This is a genomic window from Cognatiluteimonas profundi (genome assembly GCF_009792795.1).
Classification (GTDB): Bacteria; Pseudomonadota; Gammaproteobacteria; order Xanthomonadales; family Xanthomonadaceae; genus Cognatiluteimonas; species Cognatiluteimonas profundi.
The window spans coordinates 414,714-434,099 of sequence record NZ_VKHQ01000004.1; the positions used below are offsets into that span (position 1 = coordinate 414,714).

General features: G+C 68.7%; 19 protein-coding genes. 15 read left to right on the plus strand and 4 right to left on the minus strand.

Features of this window, described 5'->3' with window-relative positions; all coding sequences use genetic code 11:
* Positions 1–37 precede the first annotated feature (37 nt).
* The 10 genes from GST15_RS08505 (at position 38) to GST15_RS08550 (ending at position 9,765) form a co-directional block, all read left to right on the plus strand.
* Positions 38–349, plus strand: coding sequence for a DUF4156 domain-containing protein (locus GST15_RS08505; RefSeq protein ID WP_159016816.1), 312 nt, complete (start codon positions 38–40; stop codon positions 347–349).
* Positions 350–587: 238 nt separating this feature from the next.
* A complete protein-coding gene (locus tag GST15_RS08510; RefSeq protein WP_159016817.1) occupies positions 588–1,604 on the plus strand; it encodes a 3-oxoacyl-ACP synthase III in 1,017 nt (338 codons plus the stop codon).
* A 10-nt stretch (positions 1,605–1,614) separates the two neighbouring features.
* Positions 1,615–2,538, plus strand: coding sequence for an alpha/beta fold hydrolase (locus GST15_RS08515; protein ID WP_159016818.1), 924 nt, complete (start codon positions 1,615–1,617; stop codon positions 2,536–2,538).
* Between the two features lie 72 nt (positions 2,539–2,610).
* Entirely contained in the window at positions 2,611–4,260 is a 1,650-nt protein-coding gene (gene oleC / locus GST15_RS08520; RefSeq protein ID WP_159016819.1) for an olefin beta-lactone synthetase, read from the plus strand.
* On the plus strand, positions 4,257–5,252 hold the full coding sequence (gene oleD / locus GST15_RS08525; protein WP_159016820.1) for a 2-alkyl-3-oxoalkanoate reductase: 996 nt from the start codon (positions 4,257–4,259) through the stop codon (positions 5,250–5,252). Before oleC ends, oleD begins: the two co-directional genes overlap by 4 nt.
* A 235-nt stretch (positions 5,253–5,487) precedes the next feature.
* Positions 5,488–6,126, plus strand: a complete 639-nt coding sequence (locus GST15_RS08530) for a ubiquinone biosynthesis accessory factor UbiJ (protein WP_159016821.1) — start codon at positions 5,488–5,490, stop codon at positions 6,124–6,126.
* Positions 6,123–7,799: a ubiquinone biosynthesis regulatory protein kinase UbiB gene (ubiB, locus tag GST15_RS08535; RefSeq protein ID WP_159016822.1), complete on the plus strand. Its 1,677-nt coding sequence runs from the start codon at positions 6,123–6,125 to the stop codon at positions 7,797–7,799. Before GST15_RS08530 ends, ubiB begins: the two co-directional genes overlap by 4 nt.
* Positions 7,800–7,820: 21 nt before the next feature.
* On the plus strand, positions 7,821–8,561 hold the full coding sequence (locus GST15_RS08540; RefSeq protein ID WP_159016823.1) for a pseudouridine synthase: 741 nt from the start codon (positions 7,821–7,823) through the stop codon (positions 8,559–8,561).
* An 85-nt stretch (positions 8,562–8,646) separates the two neighbouring features.
* Entirely contained in the window at positions 8,647–9,066 is a 420-nt protein-coding gene (gene arfB, locus GST15_RS08545; protein WP_159016824.1) for an alternative ribosome rescue aminoacyl-tRNA hydrolase ArfB, read from the plus strand.
* A gap of 69 nt (positions 9,067–9,135) precedes the next feature.
* Entirely contained in the window at positions 9,136–9,765 is a 630-nt protein-coding gene (locus tag GST15_RS08550) for a lysophospholipid acyltransferase family protein (protein ID WP_159016825.1), read from the plus strand.
* A 59-nt stretch (positions 9,766–9,824) separates the two neighbouring features.
* Here GST15_RS08550 and GST15_RS08555 read toward each other — a convergent pair whose 3' ends face one another.
* Positions 9,825–10,766, minus strand: coding sequence for a LysR family transcriptional regulator (locus GST15_RS08555; RefSeq protein ID WP_159016826.1), 942 nt, complete (start codon positions 10,764–10,766; stop codon positions 9,825–9,827).
* 107 nt (positions 10,767–10,873) lie between these two features.
* Between GST15_RS08555 and aceB the strand changes: the two genes are divergently transcribed.
* From aceB to GST15_RS08575, 4 genes are all read left to right on the plus strand, one after another.
* The gene (gene aceB, locus GST15_RS08560) at positions 10,874–12,493 is read left to right on the plus strand and encodes a malate synthase A (RefSeq protein ID WP_159016827.1); all 1,620 of its coding nucleotides are present in this window, start codon (positions 10,874–10,876) and stop codon (positions 12,491–12,493) included.
* Positions 12,494–12,561: 68 nt separating this feature from the next.
* Positions 12,562–13,890 (plus strand): isocitrate lyase, encoded by a 1,329-nt coding sequence (gene aceA / locus GST15_RS08565; RefSeq protein WP_159016828.1) that lies wholly within the window; start codon positions 12,562–12,564, stop codon positions 13,888–13,890.
* Positions 13,891–13,958: 68 nt separating this feature from the next.
* On the plus strand, positions 13,959–14,414 hold the full coding sequence (locus tag GST15_RS08570; protein ID WP_159016829.1) for a hypothetical protein: 456 nt from the start codon (positions 13,959–13,961) through the stop codon (positions 14,412–14,414).
* Positions 14,415–14,610: 196 nt separating this feature from the next.
* Positions 14,611–15,093 carry a hypothetical protein gene (locus tag GST15_RS08575; protein WP_159016830.1) on the plus strand — a complete coding sequence of 161 codons (483 nt, stop codon included), beginning with the start codon at positions 14,611–14,613 and terminating at the stop codon, positions 15,091–15,093.
* A 44-nt stretch (positions 15,094–15,137) separates the two neighbouring features.
* On the opposite strand, the gene GST15_RS08580 is transcribed toward GST15_RS08575, so the two are convergent.
* The 3 genes from GST15_RS08580 to ubiK all read right to left on the minus strand — a co-directional run bounded on the left by GST15_RS08580 (position 15,138) and on the right by ubiK (position 18,840).
* Positions 15,138–16,907, minus strand: coding sequence for a potassium/proton antiporter (locus GST15_RS08580; protein WP_159016831.1), 1,770 nt, complete (start codon positions 16,905–16,907; stop codon positions 15,138–15,140).
* A gap of 144 nt (positions 16,908–17,051) precedes the next feature.
* Complete coding sequence (locus GST15_RS08585; RefSeq protein ID WP_159016832.1) at positions 17,052–18,566, minus strand: YifB family Mg chelatase-like AAA ATPase; 1,515 nt, start codon at positions 18,564–18,566, stop codon at positions 17,052–17,054.
* Positions 18,567–18,573: 7 nt separating this feature from the next.
* Complete coding sequence (ubiK, locus tag GST15_RS08590; RefSeq protein ID WP_159016833.1) at positions 18,574–18,840, minus strand: ubiquinone biosynthesis accessory factor UbiK; 267 nt, start codon at positions 18,838–18,840, stop codon at positions 18,574–18,576.
* A gap of 196 nt (positions 18,841–19,036) precedes the next feature.
* Between ubiK and GST15_RS08595 the strand changes: the two genes are divergently transcribed.
* Positions 19,037–19,375: a P-II family nitrogen regulator gene (locus GST15_RS08595; RefSeq protein ID WP_159016834.1), complete on the plus strand. Its 339-nt coding sequence runs from the start codon at positions 19,037–19,039 to the stop codon at positions 19,373–19,375.
* Positions 19,376–19,386: the final 11 nt, after the last annotated feature.

The following is a 19,386-nucleotide window of genomic DNA, read 5'->3' on the forward strand; positions in this document are numbered from 1 at the left end:
CCACAATCCCGGCTGCCGCCGCCCACTGGAGTTGCCCATGCGTTCCCTCGCCGCAGTCGTGTTCGCCGCCCTCATCACCGGAGGCTGCACCTGGGTGCACATGGCACCGGGCGCCAGCGCGGTGAAGGTGGTGACCGGCGTGCCTGCCGGCTGCGAATCGCGTGGCGAAGTCGAGGTGTCGGTCAAGGACAGCCTGGGCCCCTACGAGCGCAATGCGCTGCGGGTGCGCGACGAGCTGGAGACGCTGGCCCGCAACGAGGCGCCCGGCCTGAATGGAGACACCGTGCAGGCGCTGGACGATCCCGGCGACGGCAAGCAGCGCTTCGCCGTCTGGCGGTGTGGACGGTAAAGGGGAGTCAAAGGAAATGGGGGTCAGAGTGCAGTTTCGGGGCGAGGGTCTGTCCGGTCCGAGGCGTAAAGGGGGTCAGAGTGCAGTTTCGCGCTGCTATTCCCCGGACCAGCCAGACCTTCGTCGCGAAACTGCACTCTGACCCCCTTTACCGCTTTACCGCTGAGAGCGGCGTCGCAGACCTGATTCAGTGTGGCGCGGTATCCTGTCCCGTTTCCCCTGCACCCGGGCCGCCACCATGCTGTTCCAACACGTCGCCATTGCCGGACTCGCCCACGTCGACGCACCGCGCCGATTGAGTTCGGACGAAATCAATGTGCGCCTGAAACCCACCCTCGACCGCCTCGGCATCACCACCGATGTCCTGCGCGACATCGCCGGCATCCATGCGCGGCGCCTGTGGGATGGCGACATGCAGGCGTCGGCGGCGGCGACGTTGGCCGGGGTCAAGGCGCTGGCCGACGCCGGCATCGACCCGGACAAGATCGGCCTGCTGGTCAATACCTCGGTCAGCCGTGATTTCCTCGAGCCGTCGACGGCATCGATCGTCAGCGGCAACCTCGGCCTGGGCGAGATGTGCCAGAACTTCGACGTCGCCAACGCCTGCCTGGCCTTCCTCAACGGCATGGACATCGCGGCGCGCATGATCGAGCGCGGCGAGATCGACTACGCCCTGGTCGTCGATGGCGAGACCGCGGACCTGGCCTACGAGAAGACGCTCGAGCGCCTGGACCACATCGACATCACCGAAGAGCAGTTCCGCAACGAGATGGCGACGCTCACGCTGGGCTCCGGCGCGGCGGCGATGGTGCTGGCGCGCGCCGAACTCGCACCCGGTGCCCCGCGCTATCGCGGCGGCGTCACCCGCGCGGCGACGCAGTGGAATGCGTTGTGCCGCGGCAACCTCGATCGCATGGTCACCGACACCCGCACGCTGCTGATCGAAGGCATGAAGCTGGCGCAGAAGACCTTCGTCGCGGCCAAGGTCGCGCTGGGCTGGGTGGTGGAGGAGCTCGACGAGTTCGTCATCCACCAGGTCAGCCAGGTGCATACGCAGGCCTTCATCCAGGCCTTCGGCATCGACCCCAAGAAGGTGCTGACGATCTTCGGCGAGCACGGCAACATCGGCCCGGCGTCGGTGCCGATCGTGCTGAGCAAGCTGCGCGAACTCGGCCGCCTGAAGAAGGGCGATCGCGTCGCCCTGCTCGGCATCGGTTCGGGCCTGAACTGCTCGATGGCCGAAGTCGTCTGGTAAGCGCGCTCGCGTGAGCGCGACGCCGGCGTTTCCCGATTACCCGTTCACCCCGCGCCGGATCCAGATCCGGCCGGGGGTGGCGTTGTCGTACCTCGACGAAGGCCCGCGCGATGGCGAGGTCATCGTGATGCTGCACGGCAATCCGTCGTGGAGCTTCTACTGGCGGCATCTGGTTTCCGGTTTGTCCGATCGCTACCGCTGCATCGTGCCGGACCACATCGGCATGGGCCTGTCCGACAAACCCGACGACGCGCCGGGCGCATCGCCGCATTACGACTACACGCTGCAGTCGCGTATCGATGACCTGGCCGCACTGCTCGATGCACTCGGCATCACCGGCCCGATCACGCTCGCCGTGCACGACTGGGGCGGCATGGTCGGTTTCGGCTGGGCGCTGACCCATGCGACGCAGGTCCGGCGGCTGGTCATCCTCAATACCGCGGCGTTCCCGTTGCCGGCGGCCAAGCCGATGCCCTGGCAGTTGTCGCTGGGGCGCGATTCGCGCGTCGGCGGATTCCTGATCCGCGCATTCAACCTGTTCGCGCGCGGTGCCGCGTGGCTGGGCACGGAGCGACGCCTGACGTCTGCCGTTCGCCGGGCCTACATCGCGCCCTACGCCGGCTGGCGCAACGCCATCGCGACGTTGCGCTTCATGCAGGACATCCCGCTGCACGAAGGCGACCGCGCCTGGCCGCTGGTGGCCGAGGCCGGCCGGCGCCTGCACACGTTCGCCGACCGTCCCGCCTTCATCGGCTGGGGCCTGCGCGACTTCGTCTTCGACCGGCACTTCCTCGACGCCTTCACGCAGGCCTTGCCTGCGGCGCAGGTGCACGCCTTCGAGGACGCCGGCCATTACGTGCTGGAGGATCAGTTCGAGGTGCTGGTGCCGGAGATCCGCGCGTTCCTCGATGCGAATCCTGTGGGAGCGACGTGAGTCGCGATTGAAAGTCGCAAGAGCATCGCGACTCACGTCGCTCCCACAAAAGCAGAGCCCTACAATCCGTCGATGCCAGAATCCTGCAACATCGCCGCGTCGCTGCCACGACTGGCGCGCGAGCGGCCCGACCAGGTCGCGATGCGCTGTCCCGGTCGCCATGGGCGTTATGACGTCACGCTGACCTACGCCGAGCTCGATGCGCGCAGCGACGCCATCGCGGCTGGACTGGCCGCGCGCGGCATCGTGCGCGGAACGCGCACGGTGGTGATGCTGCGACCGACGCCGGAATTCTTCCTGGTGATGTTCGCGCTGTTCAAGGCCGGCGCGGTGCCGGTGCTGGTGGATCCGGGCATCGACAAGCGCGCGCTGCGCACCTGCCTGGACGAGGCACGGCCACAGGCCTTCATCGGCATCCCGCTGGCCCACGCCGCGCGCGTCGTGCTGCGCTGGGCCCGCACCGTGCGCATGCGCATCACCACCGCGGCGCGGCCGTGGCTCGCCGATGCCACGCTGCGGCAGGTCGAGCGCGACGGTGCACCGTGCATGCCGCAACTCGCCGACACCGATCCGGACGATGTCGCGGCGATCCTGTTCACCAGCGGATCGACCGGCGTGCCCAAGGGCGTGGTCTACCGGCACCGCCACCTGGTCGCCCAGGTGTCGATGCTGCGCGATGCCTTCGGCATCGCCGCCGGCGGCACCGACATGCCGACGTTCCCGCCGTTCGCGCTGTTCGATCCGGCGCTGGGACTGACCTCGATCATTCCCGACATGGATCCCACGCGCCCGGCGCGCGCCAACCCGCGCAGTCTGCTGCATGCGATCGAGCGATTCGGCGTCGACCAGCTGTTCGGCTCGCCGGCGTTGATGGCGGTGCTGGCACGACACGGCGCCGCGCTGCCCACGTTGAAGACGGTGACGTCGGCCGGCGCGCCGGTACCGGCCGACGTCGTCAGCGCCATGTGCGCCCTGCTCGCCGACGATGCGCGGTTCTGGACGCCCTATGGCGCGACCGAGTGCCTGCCGGTGTCGGTCATCGAAGGCCGCGAGCTGCTGATGACGCGCGAGCGCAGCGAGCAGGGTGGCGGCACCTGCGTCGGACGCGCGGTGCCACCCAACCTGGTCCGCATCATCGCGATCGACGATGGCGCGATCGCCCAGTGGAGCGATGCGCTGCTGGTGAAGGCGGGCCAGGTCGGCGAGATCACGGTGGCCGGCCCCAGCGTCACCGACAGCTATTTCAACCGCGATGCCGCGACACGCCTGGCGAAGATCCGCGAACCGCTCGCCGATGGAAGCGAGCGCATCGTCCATCGCATGGGCGACCTGGGCTATGTCGATCGCGACGGCATGCTCTGGTTCTGCGGCCGCAAGTCGCAACGCGTGATCGTGGATGCGGCCACGACCTTGTGCACCGAACAGGTCGAGCCGGTGTTCAACACGCATCCCGAGGTGCGGCGCACGGCGCTGGTCGGCATCGGCGACCGCGCCGCGCAACGCCCGGTGTTGTGCGTGGAGTTGCACAGTGGCGTGGCCCGGCGCGAACACGCGCGCATCGCCGCGCAGTTGCGCCACATCGGTGAGGGTTTCGTGCACACGGCGTGCATCGACACCGTCCTGTTCCATCCAGACTTCCCGGTCGACATCCGCCACAACGCCAAGATCGGCCGCGAGCAACTGGCCACCTGGGCGGCACGACAATTGCGGACGCAGCGATGAACATCCTGGTGACCGGTGGCGGTGGCTTCCTGGGCCAGGCGCTGTGCCGGGGCCTGCTCGAACGCGGCCACGCCGTCGCGAGTTTCAGTCGCCACCACCACGGCGAACTCGACGCCCTGGGCGTGCGCCAGATCGCCGGCGACCTGGCCGACCGGGATGCCGTGATGGCGGCGGTGCGCGGTTGCGACGCGGTGTTCCACAACGCTGCCAAGGCCGGCGCATGGGGTAGCCATGCCAGCTATCACGCCGCCAACGTCGTCGGCACCGACAACGTCATCGCCGCCTGCCGCGCGTTTGGCATCGGTCGGCTGGTGTACACGTCGTCGCCCAGCGTCACCCATCGCGCCACCCATCCGGTGGCGGGCGGAACCGCCGACAGCGTGCCCTATGGCGAACATTTCAAAGCGCCTTATCCGGCGACCAAGGCCATCGCCGAGCGCGCGGTGCTGGCGGCCAGCGATCGCGATCTCGCCACCGTCGCGCTGCGCCCACGCTTGATCTGGGGACCGGGCGACCAGCAACTGCTGCCGCGCCTGGTACAGCGCGCGCGCGCCGGCCGCCTGCGCCTGGTGGGCAACGGCGACAACCTGATCGACACCACCTACATCGACAACGCAGCGCAGGCGCACTTCGATGCCTTCGACCGTCTCGAGCCCGGCGCGCCGTGCGCGGGTCGCGCGTATTTCATCAGCAACGGGGAGCCACGGCCGGCACGCGACATCATCAACGCGTTGCTGGCGGCAGCGGGCGAAGCGCCCGTGCACAAGACGGTGCCCTTCCCCATCGCCTACGCGATCGGCGCCGCCTGCGAAGCCGCGTGGACCCTGCTGCCGCTCAAGGGCGAGCCGCCGCTGACGCGCTTCCTGGCCGAGCAGCTGGCGACCACGCATTGGTATGACATGTCGCCGGCCACGCGCGACTTTGGCTACGTGCCGCGCGTGTCGATCGACGAAGGCTTGGCGCGACTGTCGGCGGCGTGGCTCGGCACCTGATCGCGAACGACAGAAACCGCCGTAGCCCGGGTAAGCGAAGCGCACCCGGGAGTTCATCGCGCCGTGAATCCCGGGTACGGTCTGCCGCCTTCCCGGGCGACGAAGACCCGGCGGCATGCCGGCTGCTCGCGACAGCGAATTGGCATCTCCCGGCACATCGCGATGCGACGGGATGAATCGGCAGGCGCGTGCTATCGCCACGTGGTGCCACGGCGCGGCACGATAGAATGACTTGATGACCGCCACCCCGCTCCAATGGAAGCCGCTTGCCGGGCGCACGCTGGAGGCCGCCCTGAACCGCGCGCTGGCGCTGGACCCGGGCACGCTCGGTGCATTGCGCCGGCTCGACGGCCAGCGCGTCGCGCTGGAGATCGCGCGCCCGCCGTTGGCGCTGCAGGTGAGCGTGGTCGGCGATCGCCTGGTGGTCGGTCCGGTCGACACTGCCGTCGAGCCCGACCTGAGCGTGCGCAGCACGCTGGCGGCGCTGGTCGCACAACTGCCGATGTTCCGTCGCGACGATGCCCCGCCGGTCGGACGCCTCCGCGTCTCCGGCGATGCGGAGCTCGCACGCCGGCTGCAGCGACTTGCGGAACAGTTCGATCCGGACTGGCAGCGACCGTTCGCCGCGGTGTTTGGCGACGTCGTCGGCGTGCAGGTCGCAAAGGCGATCGCCAATGCGCTGCGACAGGGCCGCGACCTGTCGCGCAACCTGGCGCAGACCGCCGCCGAATACGTCACCGAGGAATCGCGCGACGTGCTCGGTCGCGATGAACTCAATGCCTTCCACGACGATGTCGACACCCTGCGTGACGATGTCGAGCGGCTCGCGGCGCGCGTGGCGCGCCTGTCTCCGCGCATGGATGGCGGCGCATGAGTTCGGCGCTGCGGGCACTGCGCATCGGCCGCGTGCTGGTGCGTTACCGGTTGGATGACCTGCTCGACCAGACCGGCGCCGAGCGCTGGTTGAAGTTGATGCGCCCGTTCGTACCGCGCGCATCGGGCGACATCGCCGCGTTGCCGCGCGGCGCCCGCCTGCGGCTGGCCTTGCAGGAACTCGGACCGATCTTCGTCAAGTTCGGCCAGATCCTGTCCACGCGGCGCGACCTGGTGCCGACCGATATCGCCGACGAACTCACCCTGCTGCAGGACCGCGTGGCGCCATTCGACGGCGACACCGCGCGCGCGCTCGTCGAGGAATCGCTGGGCCGGCCGATCAACGAGGCGTTCGCCGGTTTCAACACGACGCCGCTGGCCTCGGCCTCGATCGCGCAGGTGCATGCGGCGACGCTGCCCGCCGTCGATGGCGTGCGCGGCCGCGACGTCGTGGTCAAGGTGTTGCGTCCGGGCATCAGGCGCCAGATCGCCGATGATGTCGCCCTGCTCAAATCCGTCGCGGCCGTCGTCGACCGCACGCATCCGGCTGCCGACAAGATCCGTCCGCGCGAGATCGTGGCGGAAATCGAATCGACGCTCGCGGCCGAACTGGACCTGCAGCGCGAAGGCGCCAATGCCAGCGTGCTGCGGCGCTTCTGGCTCGACTCGCCCGACCTCTACGTGCCGGAAGTGGTCTGGAGCCACACCGCCGAACGTGCATTGACGCTCGAGCGCGTGCACGGCATCCCGTCGGACGACATCGCCGCGCTCGATGCGGCGGGCATCGACCGCAAGCTGCTCGCCGCCAAGGGCGTGCGCGTGTTCTACACGCAGGTGTTCCGCGACAATTTCTTCCACGCCGACGCGCATGCCGGCAACATCTGGGTCGACATCGATCCGCTGCGCAAGTCCAACCCGCGCTTCATCGCGCTGGATTTCGGGATCATGGGCCAGCTCTCCAGCGAGGACCAGTACTACCTCGCCGAGAATTTCATGGCGATCTTCAACAAGGATTACCGCCGCATCGCCGAGCTGCACGTGCAGGCCGGATGGATGCCGTCGCACATCCGCATCGACGAACTCGAAGCCGCGGCGCGCGCGGTGTGCGAGCCCTATTTCACCCGGCCGCTGGCGGAGATCTCGCTGGCCGAAGTGCTGCTGAAACTGTTCCGCACCGCGCAGCGCTACGAACTCACGATCCAGCCGCAGCTGATCCTGCTGCAGAAGACGCTGCTCAACATCGAGGGCGTCGGCCGCCAGCTGGATCCGGACATCGACATCTGGGCGGTCGCACGCCCGGTGCTCGAGCGCATCCTGCGCGAGCGCTACAGCCCGCAGCGCCTGCTCACCGAATTCCGCAAGCGCCTGCCCGAGCTCATCACCCAGGCGCCGGACATGCCGCGCCTGCTGCACGCGTGGCTGACGCAGCAGGTCGAGGGCAAACATCACCTGAACCTGCATTCGCGGCAGCTGGCCGAACTGGCCGAGGCCACGCGCACCTTCCAGCGCCGCGCGGTCGGCGCAATCGTCGGCTCCGGCCTGCTGATCGTCGCCGCGGTGCTGTATGCGTTCGAGGCCGGTGGCCCGCGCCTGGCCGGCATTCCGGCGTCGGCGTGGATCGCGGGCTTGGGCGGCCTGTGGGCCTTGCTGGCGGCGTGGCCCCGCCGCAACTGACTTCGGCAACGAATGATGGAGATGACAGCGAACGGCGTGGCAGCGCAGGTCGATGCGCCGGCGACGGATGACAGGCCGGCATTGCCAGTGCTGTATCGCGACGAGTGGCTCGCCGTCGTCGACAAACCCGCGGGGCTGATGGTCCACGACAGCGCGCTGGCGCGTGGCGAGACCGACTTCGCCGCCGACCGTTTGCGCGAACAGTTCGGCCGGCCGGTCTTCCTCATCCATCGGCTGGACCGCGCCACCAGCGGCTGCCTGCTGCTGGCGTTCGATCGCGACACCGCCTCGTTGCTTGGGCACGCGGTGATGGCCAACGGCCTGCGGAAGGATTACCTCGCGGTCTGCCGTGGCTGGCCGGAGGAAGAGTTCGTCGTTGACCATCCGCTCGATGGCGGACCCGGAAAGCCGCAGAAGAAACCGGCAGTGACCGGATTCGCGCGGCTGGCGACGGTCGAACTGGCCCTGCCTTCCGCCGGCTTCCCGACGTCGCGCTACGCGCTGCTGCAGGTGCGCCCGCAGACCGGGCGCTTCCGCCAGATCCGTCGGCACCTCAAGCATGTCTCCCATCACCTGATCGGCGACAGCAGCCACGGCGACGGCCGCCACAACCGCGCCTTCCGCATGCTCGGCATCCACCGCATGCTGCTGCATGCGCAGCGGCTGGCGTTCACGCATCCGGTGACGGGCGTGGCTTGCGACACTGTCGCGCCGCTGGATGCCGAATTCACCAAGGCACTGTCGCTGTTCGACCCGGCGTAACGGTCGCCATCGCTGGCGCATGCGATGGGAACAGCACTGGTGCTCGGGCCCGCTGGCGGGTCGAACCCACCATACAATTCCGGCCATGCTCGCCATCGACGACACCCTGTCCATCCCCGACGACGAGCTCGTCGAGCGTTTCGTGCGCGCGACGGGACCGGGCGGGCAGAACGTCAACAAGGTGGCGACCGCGGTCGAGTTGCGCTTCGATGTCGCCAACTCGCCGTCGCTGCCGGACCTGGTGCGCGAACGCCTGCTGGCCAAGCGCGATCGCCGGCTGACGCTCGACGGCGTCTTCGTCATCAGCGCCCAGCGTTTCCGCACCCAGGACCGCAATCGCCAGGATGCGCGCGACCGCCTCGCCGCCTTCATCGCCTCGGGCCTGCGCGCACCCAAGCCGCGGGTCGCGACCAAGCCGACGCGTGCGTCCAGGCAGCGCCGGCTCGACGCCAAGCGCGGACGCAGTACGATCAAGCAGGGGCGCACGCAGCGCGAATGGGATTAGCCGACGCATGTGCGATCACAAGCGCGGGGCGGCAGGCGCGACGACGGCGCGGTCATGGACGGCGCCGGCATGAGCGCCACCCATCACGAGCACCCTCGCGGTGCCGGCGACGATCTCATCCTGCCGCTGCCTCCCAGTGCGCCGCGCGTGCCGCCGAACCGTTTTGGTCGCTGGCTCGGACGCAGCATCCTGCGCCTGGGCGGCTGGCGCATGGTCGGTACCTTCCCGGACATCCCCAAGCTGGTGCTGATCGGGGCGCCGCATTCGTCCAACTGGGACGGGGTCTGGGGTTTTGCCGCCAAGCTGGCGCTGGGCCTGGACATCAAGATCCTGGGCAAGCGCGAATTGTTCTGGTGGCCACTGGGCGCCGTGCTGGAGAGGCTGGGCGTGATCGCGATCGACCGCAGCGCCGCGCACGGCGTCGTCGAGCAGTTGGCGACGCTGATCGGCGAGTCCGACAAATTCTGGCTGGGACTGGCCCCGGAGGGCACCCGCAAACCGGTCGATCGCTGGAAAGTGGGCTTCTGGAAAATCGCCCGCGCGGCGGACGTGGGCATCCTGCCGGCATATTTCCATTACCCGGACAAGGTCATCGGCATTGGCCCGATCTTCGAGACCAGCGACGACATGAGCGCCGACATCGCGCGGATCCGCGCCTGGTACCGGCCGTGGAAGGGACGGCACCACGGCACGCCCTGACCCGGCTCGAGGCGCGCGATCCCCCGTGCCAACATGATCTGCACCGGCAACGCTCGCGCTCAATCGTCGGGGGAGCCTGCGTCCGGCTGCACCAGCTGCACGAAGGCGTGCGCCTGCGGCGACAGCTGCTTGCTCTTGCGCATCACCACGCCGTAGCTGCGTGACGGGAAATACCGCGCAAGCGAGCGCGCGGCAAGGCGCGTGCGGTCGGCATCGGTCAGGCAGATCGCGGTCACGATCGAGATGCCCAGGCCCATGGCCACGTACTGCTTGATCACTTCCCAGCCACCGACCTCGAGCGCCACCGTGTACGGCACGCGGTTGCGCTGGAACACCAGGTCCACCATCCGGTAGGTCGTCAGCCGCTGCGGCGGCAGGATCAGGCCGTAGGGGGAGAGATCCTCCAGCGTCAGTTCGGCCTTGTGCGCCAGCGGATGGTCCAGCGGCGTGATCAACATCGGCTCGAACCGGTACAGCGGCGCGTAGGCCAGGTCGGCCGGAACGTCGAGCATCGACCCGACCGCCAGGTCCACCGCATCCGAACGCAGCAGGTCCAGGCCGCTGGCGCCGGTGACGTTGTGAAGCCGCAGGCGCACGTCGGGGTGGCGCTGGCGGAAAGCCTCCACGATGCCCGGGAGCAGGTAGAGGATGGTGGAACTGCCGGCGGCCACGTCCAGGTCGCCGGCATCCTGCCCGCGCAGCTGTTCGCGAAAGGCACCATCCAGCCCGTCGATTCCTTCGACCAGCGGCCGCGCCAGCGTGTACAGCGCTTCCCCTTCCCGGGTCGGAACGAGGCGCCGTCCGCTGCGCTCGAACAGCTTGACCCCCAGCTCACGCTCCAGCGCCTGTAATTGCTGGGTAATGGCTGGCTGGCTGACGTACAGCGCCTCCGCGGCGCGCGACACCGAACCCAGCCGGGCGGTCTGGCAGAACGCCCGCAAGGGCTTCAGCCGATCGGCTTTGTAAGCGAAGCGCGGGGCCGCTGGACTGCGTTCGACCATGTTTCGCCACAGATATAAGTTCTTCTAATAGTACGCATTGCGAAAACTGGTTTGTCAAATACCGTACTAGAGCGGATGGTCTGGGTCCCCGACACACGGAGCAGCGCATGGCGGCAGTCCTGCAGGCAGTAGCGACGGACGGCATCGCGATCACGCGGAGCCTGCCTGGCCAGGCGGAGCTGCTGACTCCCGAGGCACTGGCCTTCCTGGCCGCGCTGCATCGGCGCTTCGAGCCCGACCGCCAGGCAAGACTGGCCGCCCGCCGCGAGCGCCAGGCCGCCTTCGACACCGGCGCATTGCCGGACTTCCGCGCCGACACCGCCGACCTGCGTGCCGGCGACTGGCGCGTCGCGCCACTGCCGGCGGCGTTGCTGGACCGGCGCGTGGAGATCACCGGCCCGGTCGATCCGAAGATGGTCATCAACGCGCTCAACTCCGGCGCCCAGGTGTACATGGCCGATTTCGAGGACTCGACCTCGCCGACCTGGGCCAACCTGGTGGCGGGCCAGCGCGCGCTTCGCGCCGCGGTCGCCGGGACGCTGGAGCACATCGCCGCCGATGGCAGGCGCTACACGCTGCAGCCGTTCGAGCGGCAGGCGGTGCTGATGGTGCGGCCGCGTGGCTGGCACCTGGACGAGAAACACCTGTGCATCGACGGCGCGCCGATCAGCGCCAGCCTGTTCGACCTCGGCCTGTTCGCCTTCCACAACGCGCAAGCCCTGGCGGGCAAGGATCGCGGTCCGTACTTCTACCTGCCCAAGCTGCAGTCGATGGAAGAGGCGGCGCTGTGGGACGCGGTGCTGGCCCACATCGAGCAGGCGCTGGGTCTGCCCGCCGCGCAGATCAAGGTCACCGTGCTGATCGAAACGCTGCCGGCGGCATTGGAGATGGACGAGATCCTGCATGCGTTGCGCAGCCGCATCGCCGGCCTCAACTGCGGGCGCTGGGATTACATCTTTTCGTACATCAAGACCTTCCGTCGCCACCGCGACAAGGTGTTGCCCGAGCGCAGCCAGGTGACGATGACGCAGCCCTTCCTGCGCATCTACTCGGAGCTGTTGATCCGGACCTGCCATCGACGCGGCGCGCACGCGATGGGCGGCATGGCGGCGCAGATCCCGATCGCCGGCGACGCTGCCGCCAACGCACTCGCACTGGATCGCGTGCGCGCCGACAAACTGCGCGAAGTCACCGCCGGCCACGACGGCACGTGGGTCGCGCACCCGGCGCTGATCGCGCTGGCGCGCGACATCTTCGATGCGCACATGCCGACCCCGCACCAGCAGCACGTGCTGCGCGAAGACGTCCGGGCCACCCGCGATGCACTGCTGGCCGCGCCGCTGGGCAGCATCAGCCGCGCCGGCTTCGACAACAACGTCGAGGTCTGCGTGCGCTACCTCGCCGCGTGGCTCGACGGCCAGGGTTGCGTGCCGATCCATTGGCTGATGGAGGATGCGGCGACCGCCGAAATCGCCCGCGCGCAGCTCTGGCAATGGCTGCACTTCGGCGATGGCGGGCACGAGCCGCTGCGCCTGGACGACGACACACCGCTGGATTTCGCCCTGCTCGAACGCGCGCTGATCGGATTGCCCGCGCGGCTTGCAGCCGTCGCGGCGCTGCCCGGCGCGGCGCGCGTGGGCGATGCCATCGCCTTGCTCGACAGCCTGACCCATGCCGACACGCTGGCCGATTTCCTCACCGTTCCCGCCTACGACCTGATCGATTGACCGCGACCCCCCCCCGCAGCGAGGGATTGCTGCACCCAACCGCGCAACATGGACGCAAGGAACCACTCATGAAAGCCACGCTTCCCACCGCCGAACAACTCAAGCTGGACTGGAGCAACAATCCGCGCTGGACCGGCATCAACCGCCCGTACGCGGCGGAAGACGTCGTGCGCCTGCGCGGCACGGTGGCGATCGAGCATTCGCTCGCGCGCCTGGGCGCCGACAAGCTGTGGCGCTCGCTGCAGGGCGAGGATTTCATCAGCGCGCTGGGCGCGCTCACCGGCAACCAGGCGATGCAGCAGGTCAAGGCCGGGCTGAAGGCCATCTACCTGTCCGGTTGGCAGGTTGCCGCCGACGCCAACCTGGCCGGCGAGATGTATCCGGACCAGTCGCTGTATCCGGCCAATTCGGTGCCGCAGGTGGTCAAGCGCATCAACAACACGCTGCTGCGCGCCGACCAGGTGCAGCAGGCCGAGAACGCCGCGAAGTCCGGCGCCGAGCGCGGCGACGACATCGACTTCCTGCAGCCGATCGTCGCCGATGCCGAGGCGGGTTTCGGCGGCGTGCTCAATGCCTTCGAACTGATGAAGGCGATGATCGAGGCGGGCGCGGCCGGCGTGCATTTCGAGGACCAGCTGGCGAGCGTGAAAAAGTGCGGCCACATGGGCGGCAAGGTGCTGGTGCCCACGCGCGAGGCGGTCGAGAAGCTGGTCGCCGCGCGGCTGGCCGCCGATGTCATGGGCGTGCCGACGCTGATCGTTGCGCGCACCGACGCCGAGGCCGCAGACCTGCTCACTGCCGACATCGACGACAACGACCGGCCGTTCTGCACCGGCGAGCGCACGGCCGAGGGTTTCTACAAGACCCGCAAGGGCCTGGACCAGGCGGTCTCCCGCGGCCTTGCCTATGCGCCGTACGCGGACCTGGTCTGGTGCGAGACCGGCAAGCCGGACCTGGCGTTCGCGCGGCAGTTCGCCCAGGCGATCCATGCGAAGTTCCCCGGCAAACTCCTGGCCTACAACTGTTCGCCGTCATTCAACTGGAAGCAGCACCTGGACGACGCCACCATCGCCAGCTTCCAGAGGGACCTGGCGGCCATGGGCTACCGGTTCCAGTTCATCACCCTGGCCGGGTTCCACTCCCTGAACTATTCAATGTTCCATCTCGCCCATGGGTACGCCCGGCGGCAGATGAGCGCGTTCGTGGAGCTGCAGCAGGCCGAATTCGCCGCCGCCGACCGTGGCTTCACCGCGGTCAAGCACCAGCGCGAAGTCGGAACCGGCTACTTCGACGCGGTCACCCAAACCGTTCAGGGAGCCGGGTCCTCGACCGTCGCTCTGAAAGGATCCACCGAGGAGGCGCAATTCCACTCCCCGCAAACCGCGGCGGCGGCCTGATCGACACTTGCGGCAGCGGCGGTGGCCGGGGATGATCGGTCACCGACCCGAACGACCGAGACGAACCGATGAAACTGCTTTCCATGATTGGCTGTGGCGTGCTCCTCGCAGGCTTTGCTGGTGCCTGCCTGGCCAGCGGCGACCAGGGCGCGACCACCGTGCCCGAGATCCTGCAGATGCAGCACGCGCTGCGCACGAAGCTGGAGTCGCCGACTGGTGAATACTCGCGCTTCGACGAGGCCTCCGTCCGCAAGATGGAAGCCGCGCAGGACCAGGTCTTCCACATGCTGTCCGGGGTGACCTCGCTGGACCAGCTCAGCGAGCAGCAGAAGGTCGATCTGTCCAACGCACTGGATCAGGTCAAGGCCACGCTGCTGGCCCAGGAAGACAAGCGCGTCATCTGCCACATCGAACGCAAGATCGGCACCAACCTCACCTCGCGGCGCTGTGAGACGGTTGCCCAGCGCGAAGCCGACACGGCCGAAGCGCGGCGCATGATGGATCACAACGAGATCGGCCGCTAAGCCGGCTCGATCGTCCCACGTGGATTGAAAACGCCCCCGCCCGGGGGCGTTTTTTTGTCCGCGCGTCAGGCCCTGCGGAGAGGGATCATCGGCCGGGAATCCAGCCGGCCGCCGCAGGCAACATCCCCTGAGGTACACGCTGGCCTTCAGGTGCCGGGCGTAGGATCGATGCACCAACCGATCGATGAGGCGCGCGATGAAACTGATTCCACTGATGGGCTGTGGCGTGCTGCTCGCCAGCCTGGCAGGCACCTGCCTGGCTGGTGGGGATCAGGCCGCCACTGCCACCACCGTGCCCGAGATCCTGCAGGTGCAGCACGCGCTGCGCGCGAAGCTCGACGCCCCCCGGGGCGAGTACTCGCGCTTCGACGCGGAGGCGGTCCGCAAGGTGGAAGCCACCCAGGACCAGGTCTTCCGCATGCTGGACGGGGTGAGCTCGCTCGACCAGCTCAACCAGCAGCAACAGGTCGACCTGGCCAACAAGTTGGAGCTGATCAAGTCGACCCTGCTGGCGCAGGATGGCAATCGCGTCATCTGCCGCGTCGAGCGCAAGACCGGCACCAATCTCACTACGCGTCGCTGTGAAACCGTCGCCAGTCGCGAACGCAACACGGCTGAAGCGCGCAAATACATGACCGATCACCCCAGTCACATCCAGCAGCCCGAACAAGGGCACTGAGCCCGATTGCCACTGCGACCCCGGATGAAGGGGTCGCGGCGGCTTCAGCGACCGGAGATCAGTCGCTCACCCATGCCGGTGAACTTCAGTCCGACTTCGGCCACGTGATCGCCATCCAGCCGCCGCACGACCAGGGTCGCGCGTCCCGCCGCAAGCCGATCACCGACCTGGGCCTGCTCGTCGAAGCGCTGGTCGAACAGTTGCGCGGCTGTCACCGGGGCAAACCGCGGGGGGATGTCCAGCCCGTAAAACGACGCCAATTCGCCCAACGGAATGTTCCCCGGCAGCGTGAACAATCCAAAGGTGTCTTCTTCCGCGGCGGTGGCATCGCCACCCTCGGCGAACAGCCAGTCCAGCCGCGCCGCCGCGCCCGCGGGCGCAACGAAGTACGCATAGTCGTTGGCGGCCAGCGACGCTTCGTGCGGGGGCAACAACACCTGCCCCTCGCGCACCACCATCGCCAGGCGCACGCGTCCGGGCAGCACGGCACCGCGCAACACCGCGCTGCCCGGGGCCACGCGATAACCGATCATCTCGTACTGCAGCTGGCCTGGCAGGTCGAGCTGGATGCGGCGCGTGTTCGGATCAGGCCGCGGCACCGCGACCCCGAACAGATGCGCGGCGCGCCCCAGCGTCCAGCCCTGCACCAGCAGCGAGACCAGCACCACCACGAAGGCGACGTTGAAATACAGGCGTGCATGCGGCAGGCCCGCCAGCAGCGGGATCGATGCCAGGAAGATGCCGACGGCGCCGCGCAGCCCCACCCAGCTGATGAATCCCATCTCCTGCCATCGGTAGCCGAACGGCCACAGGCACAGGAACACCGACAACGGCCGCGCAACGAACATGAGGAAGGCGGCGACACCCAGCGCAGGCCACAGCGCGGCGAGCAGTCCCGACGGTGACGCCAGCAGCCCCAGCAGCAGGAACATCACCAGCTGCGCGAACCAGGTGGCGGCGTCCTGCACCGCCAGCACGTCGGCGCGCGCGCGGATCGGCCGATTCGCCACCACGATCCCGGCCAGGTACACGGCCAGGTAGCCACTGCCGCCAAGCAGGTTGGTGACCGCGAACAGCGCGACCGCCGACGCCAGCGCCAGCCAGGGATGCAGGCCCGAGGGCAGATGGAGTGTGTTGAGGGCGGCGACCAACGCGCGGCCACCGCCATAGCCAAGACCCGCACCGACGCCAACCGCCCACGCCAGCTTGATCGCCACCGTCACCGCACCGGCCATGACGCCGGCATCCGCGCCGGCAGCGTTATGGCCCGCGATCCAGGCGGTCAGCGCCAGCGTCAGGAAGATGGCGGTGGGATCGTTGCTGCCCGATTCGACTTCCAGCGTCGCGCTGCTGCGACGCTCCAGGTGCAGGCCACCCGCGCGCAACAGGAAGAACACCGCGGCCGCGTCGGTGGAGGCAAGGATCGTGCCCAGCAACAGGGATTCGGCCGGTGGCAGGCCCAGCAGCCGTTGGCCCGCGAGCGCCGTCAGCCCGGCAGTCATCAGCACGCCGACGCTCGCCAGCACCAGGGACGGCATGACGCTGCCGCGCACATGGCTGGCATGGGTGCGCAGGCCGCCATCGAACAGGATGACCGCCAATGCCAGCGCGCCGACCTGGAAGGTGAAATGCGTGTCGTCGTACCGGATGCCGCCGGGGCCGTCCTCGCCGAGCAGCAATCCCAGCAGCAGGAAGACCAGCAGCAGCGGCGCACCGAATCGACGCGCGAGCAGCGACGACGCGATGCCGGCGAGGATCAGCAGTGCGCCGCCGAGCAGGGTCAGGTCGATGGCATGCAGGCTTTCCAGGCGCAAGCTCCATTACAGGCTTGCGCCATCCTAGCAAGCGTCGATGACGCGTCCTGTCGGGCCGGTCGCTTGCCTGCGCGTGCGGGCGTTCGCCCGGACATCGGCACTGCACCGCCGCTGCCGCCGCGCTGCCGATCCCGGATCGACGGATCAGGCCGCCTGTGAGGCGACGCCGCGATCGACCCGCCGATATCCCAGCGCCTCGCCCAGGTGCGCGGTGCCGATGTGCTCGCAGCCGGCGAGATCGGCGATGGTGCGCGCGACCCGCAGGATGCGGTGCATCGAGCGCGCGGACAGCTGCAGGGCGTCGATCGCGCGCTCGAGCAGCAGTTGGTCCTGCGGCGCCAGCCGGCAGTTGGCCATGGTGTCGGCCTGGCCGAACTGGGCGTTGGATTTGCCCGATCGCGCATGCTGGATGCTGCGCGCCTGTGCGACGCGCGCGCGCACGTGTTCGCTGGATTCGCCATCGGGTGCATCGGGGCGCAATTCAGCCGGTGGCAGGCGCGGCACGTCCACGTGCAGGTCGATGCGATCCAGCAGTGGACCGGAGATCCGCGCGCGGTAGCGCAGGATCGCATCGGCATGGCAACGGCAACGCGCGGAGGGATCACCGGCCCATCCGCAGGGGCAGGGATTCATCGCCGCCACCAGCTGGAACCGTGCCGGGAATTCACTTTGCCGCGCCGCGCGCGAGATCGTCACCACGCCCGACTCCAGCGGTTCGCGCAGCACCTCCAGCGCGCGCCGGTCCCATTCGGGCAACTCGTCGAGGAACAGCACGCCGTTGTGCGCGAGCGAGATCTCGCCTGGCCGCGGTTCGGCGCCGCCGCCGACCAGTGCCACCGCGCTGGCGGTGTGGTGCGGCGTGCGATAGGGGCGCTCGCGCCAGCGCGCGGGGTCCAGCCCGCGTCCGCTCACCGACACGATGGCGGCGGCTTCCAGCGCTTCTGCTTCACTTGCCTCGGGCAGCAGTCCGGCCAGGCGTGACGCCAGCAGCGTCTTGCCGCAACCCGGCGGCCCGATCAACAGCAGGTGGTGGCCGCCGGCAGCAGCGACCTCCAGCGCGCGGCGTGCGTGCACCTGGCCGCGCACGTCACGCATGTCGGGGCCGTGCACCGGCTGCAATGGCACCGCGATCGCTGCATCCAGCGTCCTGCGTCCTTCGAGTGCGGCGCACACCTCGAGCAGCGTGCGCGCGGTACTGGCATGGACATCCCGCGCCAGTGCGGCCTCGGCGCCATTGCCCAGCGGCACGATCAGCTTGCGTCCGGCCCTGGCTGCGGCCAGCGCGGCGGGCAGCACGCCGTCGACCGCGCGCAACTCGCCGGTCAGTCCCAATTCGCCGAGGAATTCGTAGTCGCCAAGCGCGTCCAGTGGAACCTGCCCGCTGGCGGCAAGGATGCCGAGCGCGATCGCGAGGTCGAAACGACCCCCGTGCTTGGGCAGGTCCGCCGGCGCGAGGTTGACGGTGATGACCCGCGCGGGGAATTCGAACTGCGCACACTGGATGGCCGCGCGCACCCGATCCTTGGCTTCGCGCACCGCCGCCTCGGGCAGGCCGACGATCGACATCCGCGGCAATCCGCCGGACAGGTGCACCTCGACGCGGACGGCGGGCGCGTGCACGCCCGTGCGTGCACGGCTGTGCACGAGTGCCAGGCCCATGGCGGGCTCAGTTCTGCGCGGAGTTGGCGGCGAGCTGCGCTTCGATCTGTGCGATCGATCGTTGCAGTTCGTTGAGCTTGTCGCGCGTGCGCAGGAGGACCGCGCGCTGCACGTCGAATTCGTCGCGGGTGACCAGGTCGAGCTTGCCCAGTCCGGTCTGCAGCACCGACTTGAAATTCTGCTGCAACTCCTCGCGGCCCTCGCGCATGCCGTTGGGCACCAGGCTGCTCAGCCGCCGGGCGAGTTCGTCGATGTGGGCGAGGTCAATCTTCATGGCTGCATTCATCCGGGTCGGCTCCTGTTGGGGTGCGGCCAGCATGGACGCGCCCCCAAGGCCGGCGCCGTCGGCGCTGGCCGCGGCGGGTCGTCAGGGAATTCCGCGCATGGTGCCACGGCGTGGCTGGCATGCGCGTCGATGCGCCCGAACCGCGGCTGCGGCTATGCTGCCGCCAGCCCAGGGAGATGTTGCGATGAAGATGGTGATGGCGATCATCAAGCCGTTCAAGCTCGACGATGTGCGCGAGGCGCTGTCCGACGCCGGCGTCGCCGGCATCACGGTGACGGAGGTCAAGGGCTTCGGTCGCCAGAAAGGCCACACCGAGTTGTACCGCGGCGCCGAATACGTCGTGGACTTCCTGCCGAAGATCAAGCTGGAAGTCGCGGTCACCGACCAGGAAGCCGACGCGGTGGTGGAAGCGATCATGCAGGCAGCGGGCACCGGCAAGATCGGCGATGGCAAGATCTTCGTCTGGGACCTGGAACGCGTGGTGCGCATCCGCACCGGCGAAATGGACGCGGACGCACTGTAGTCCGGACGCGC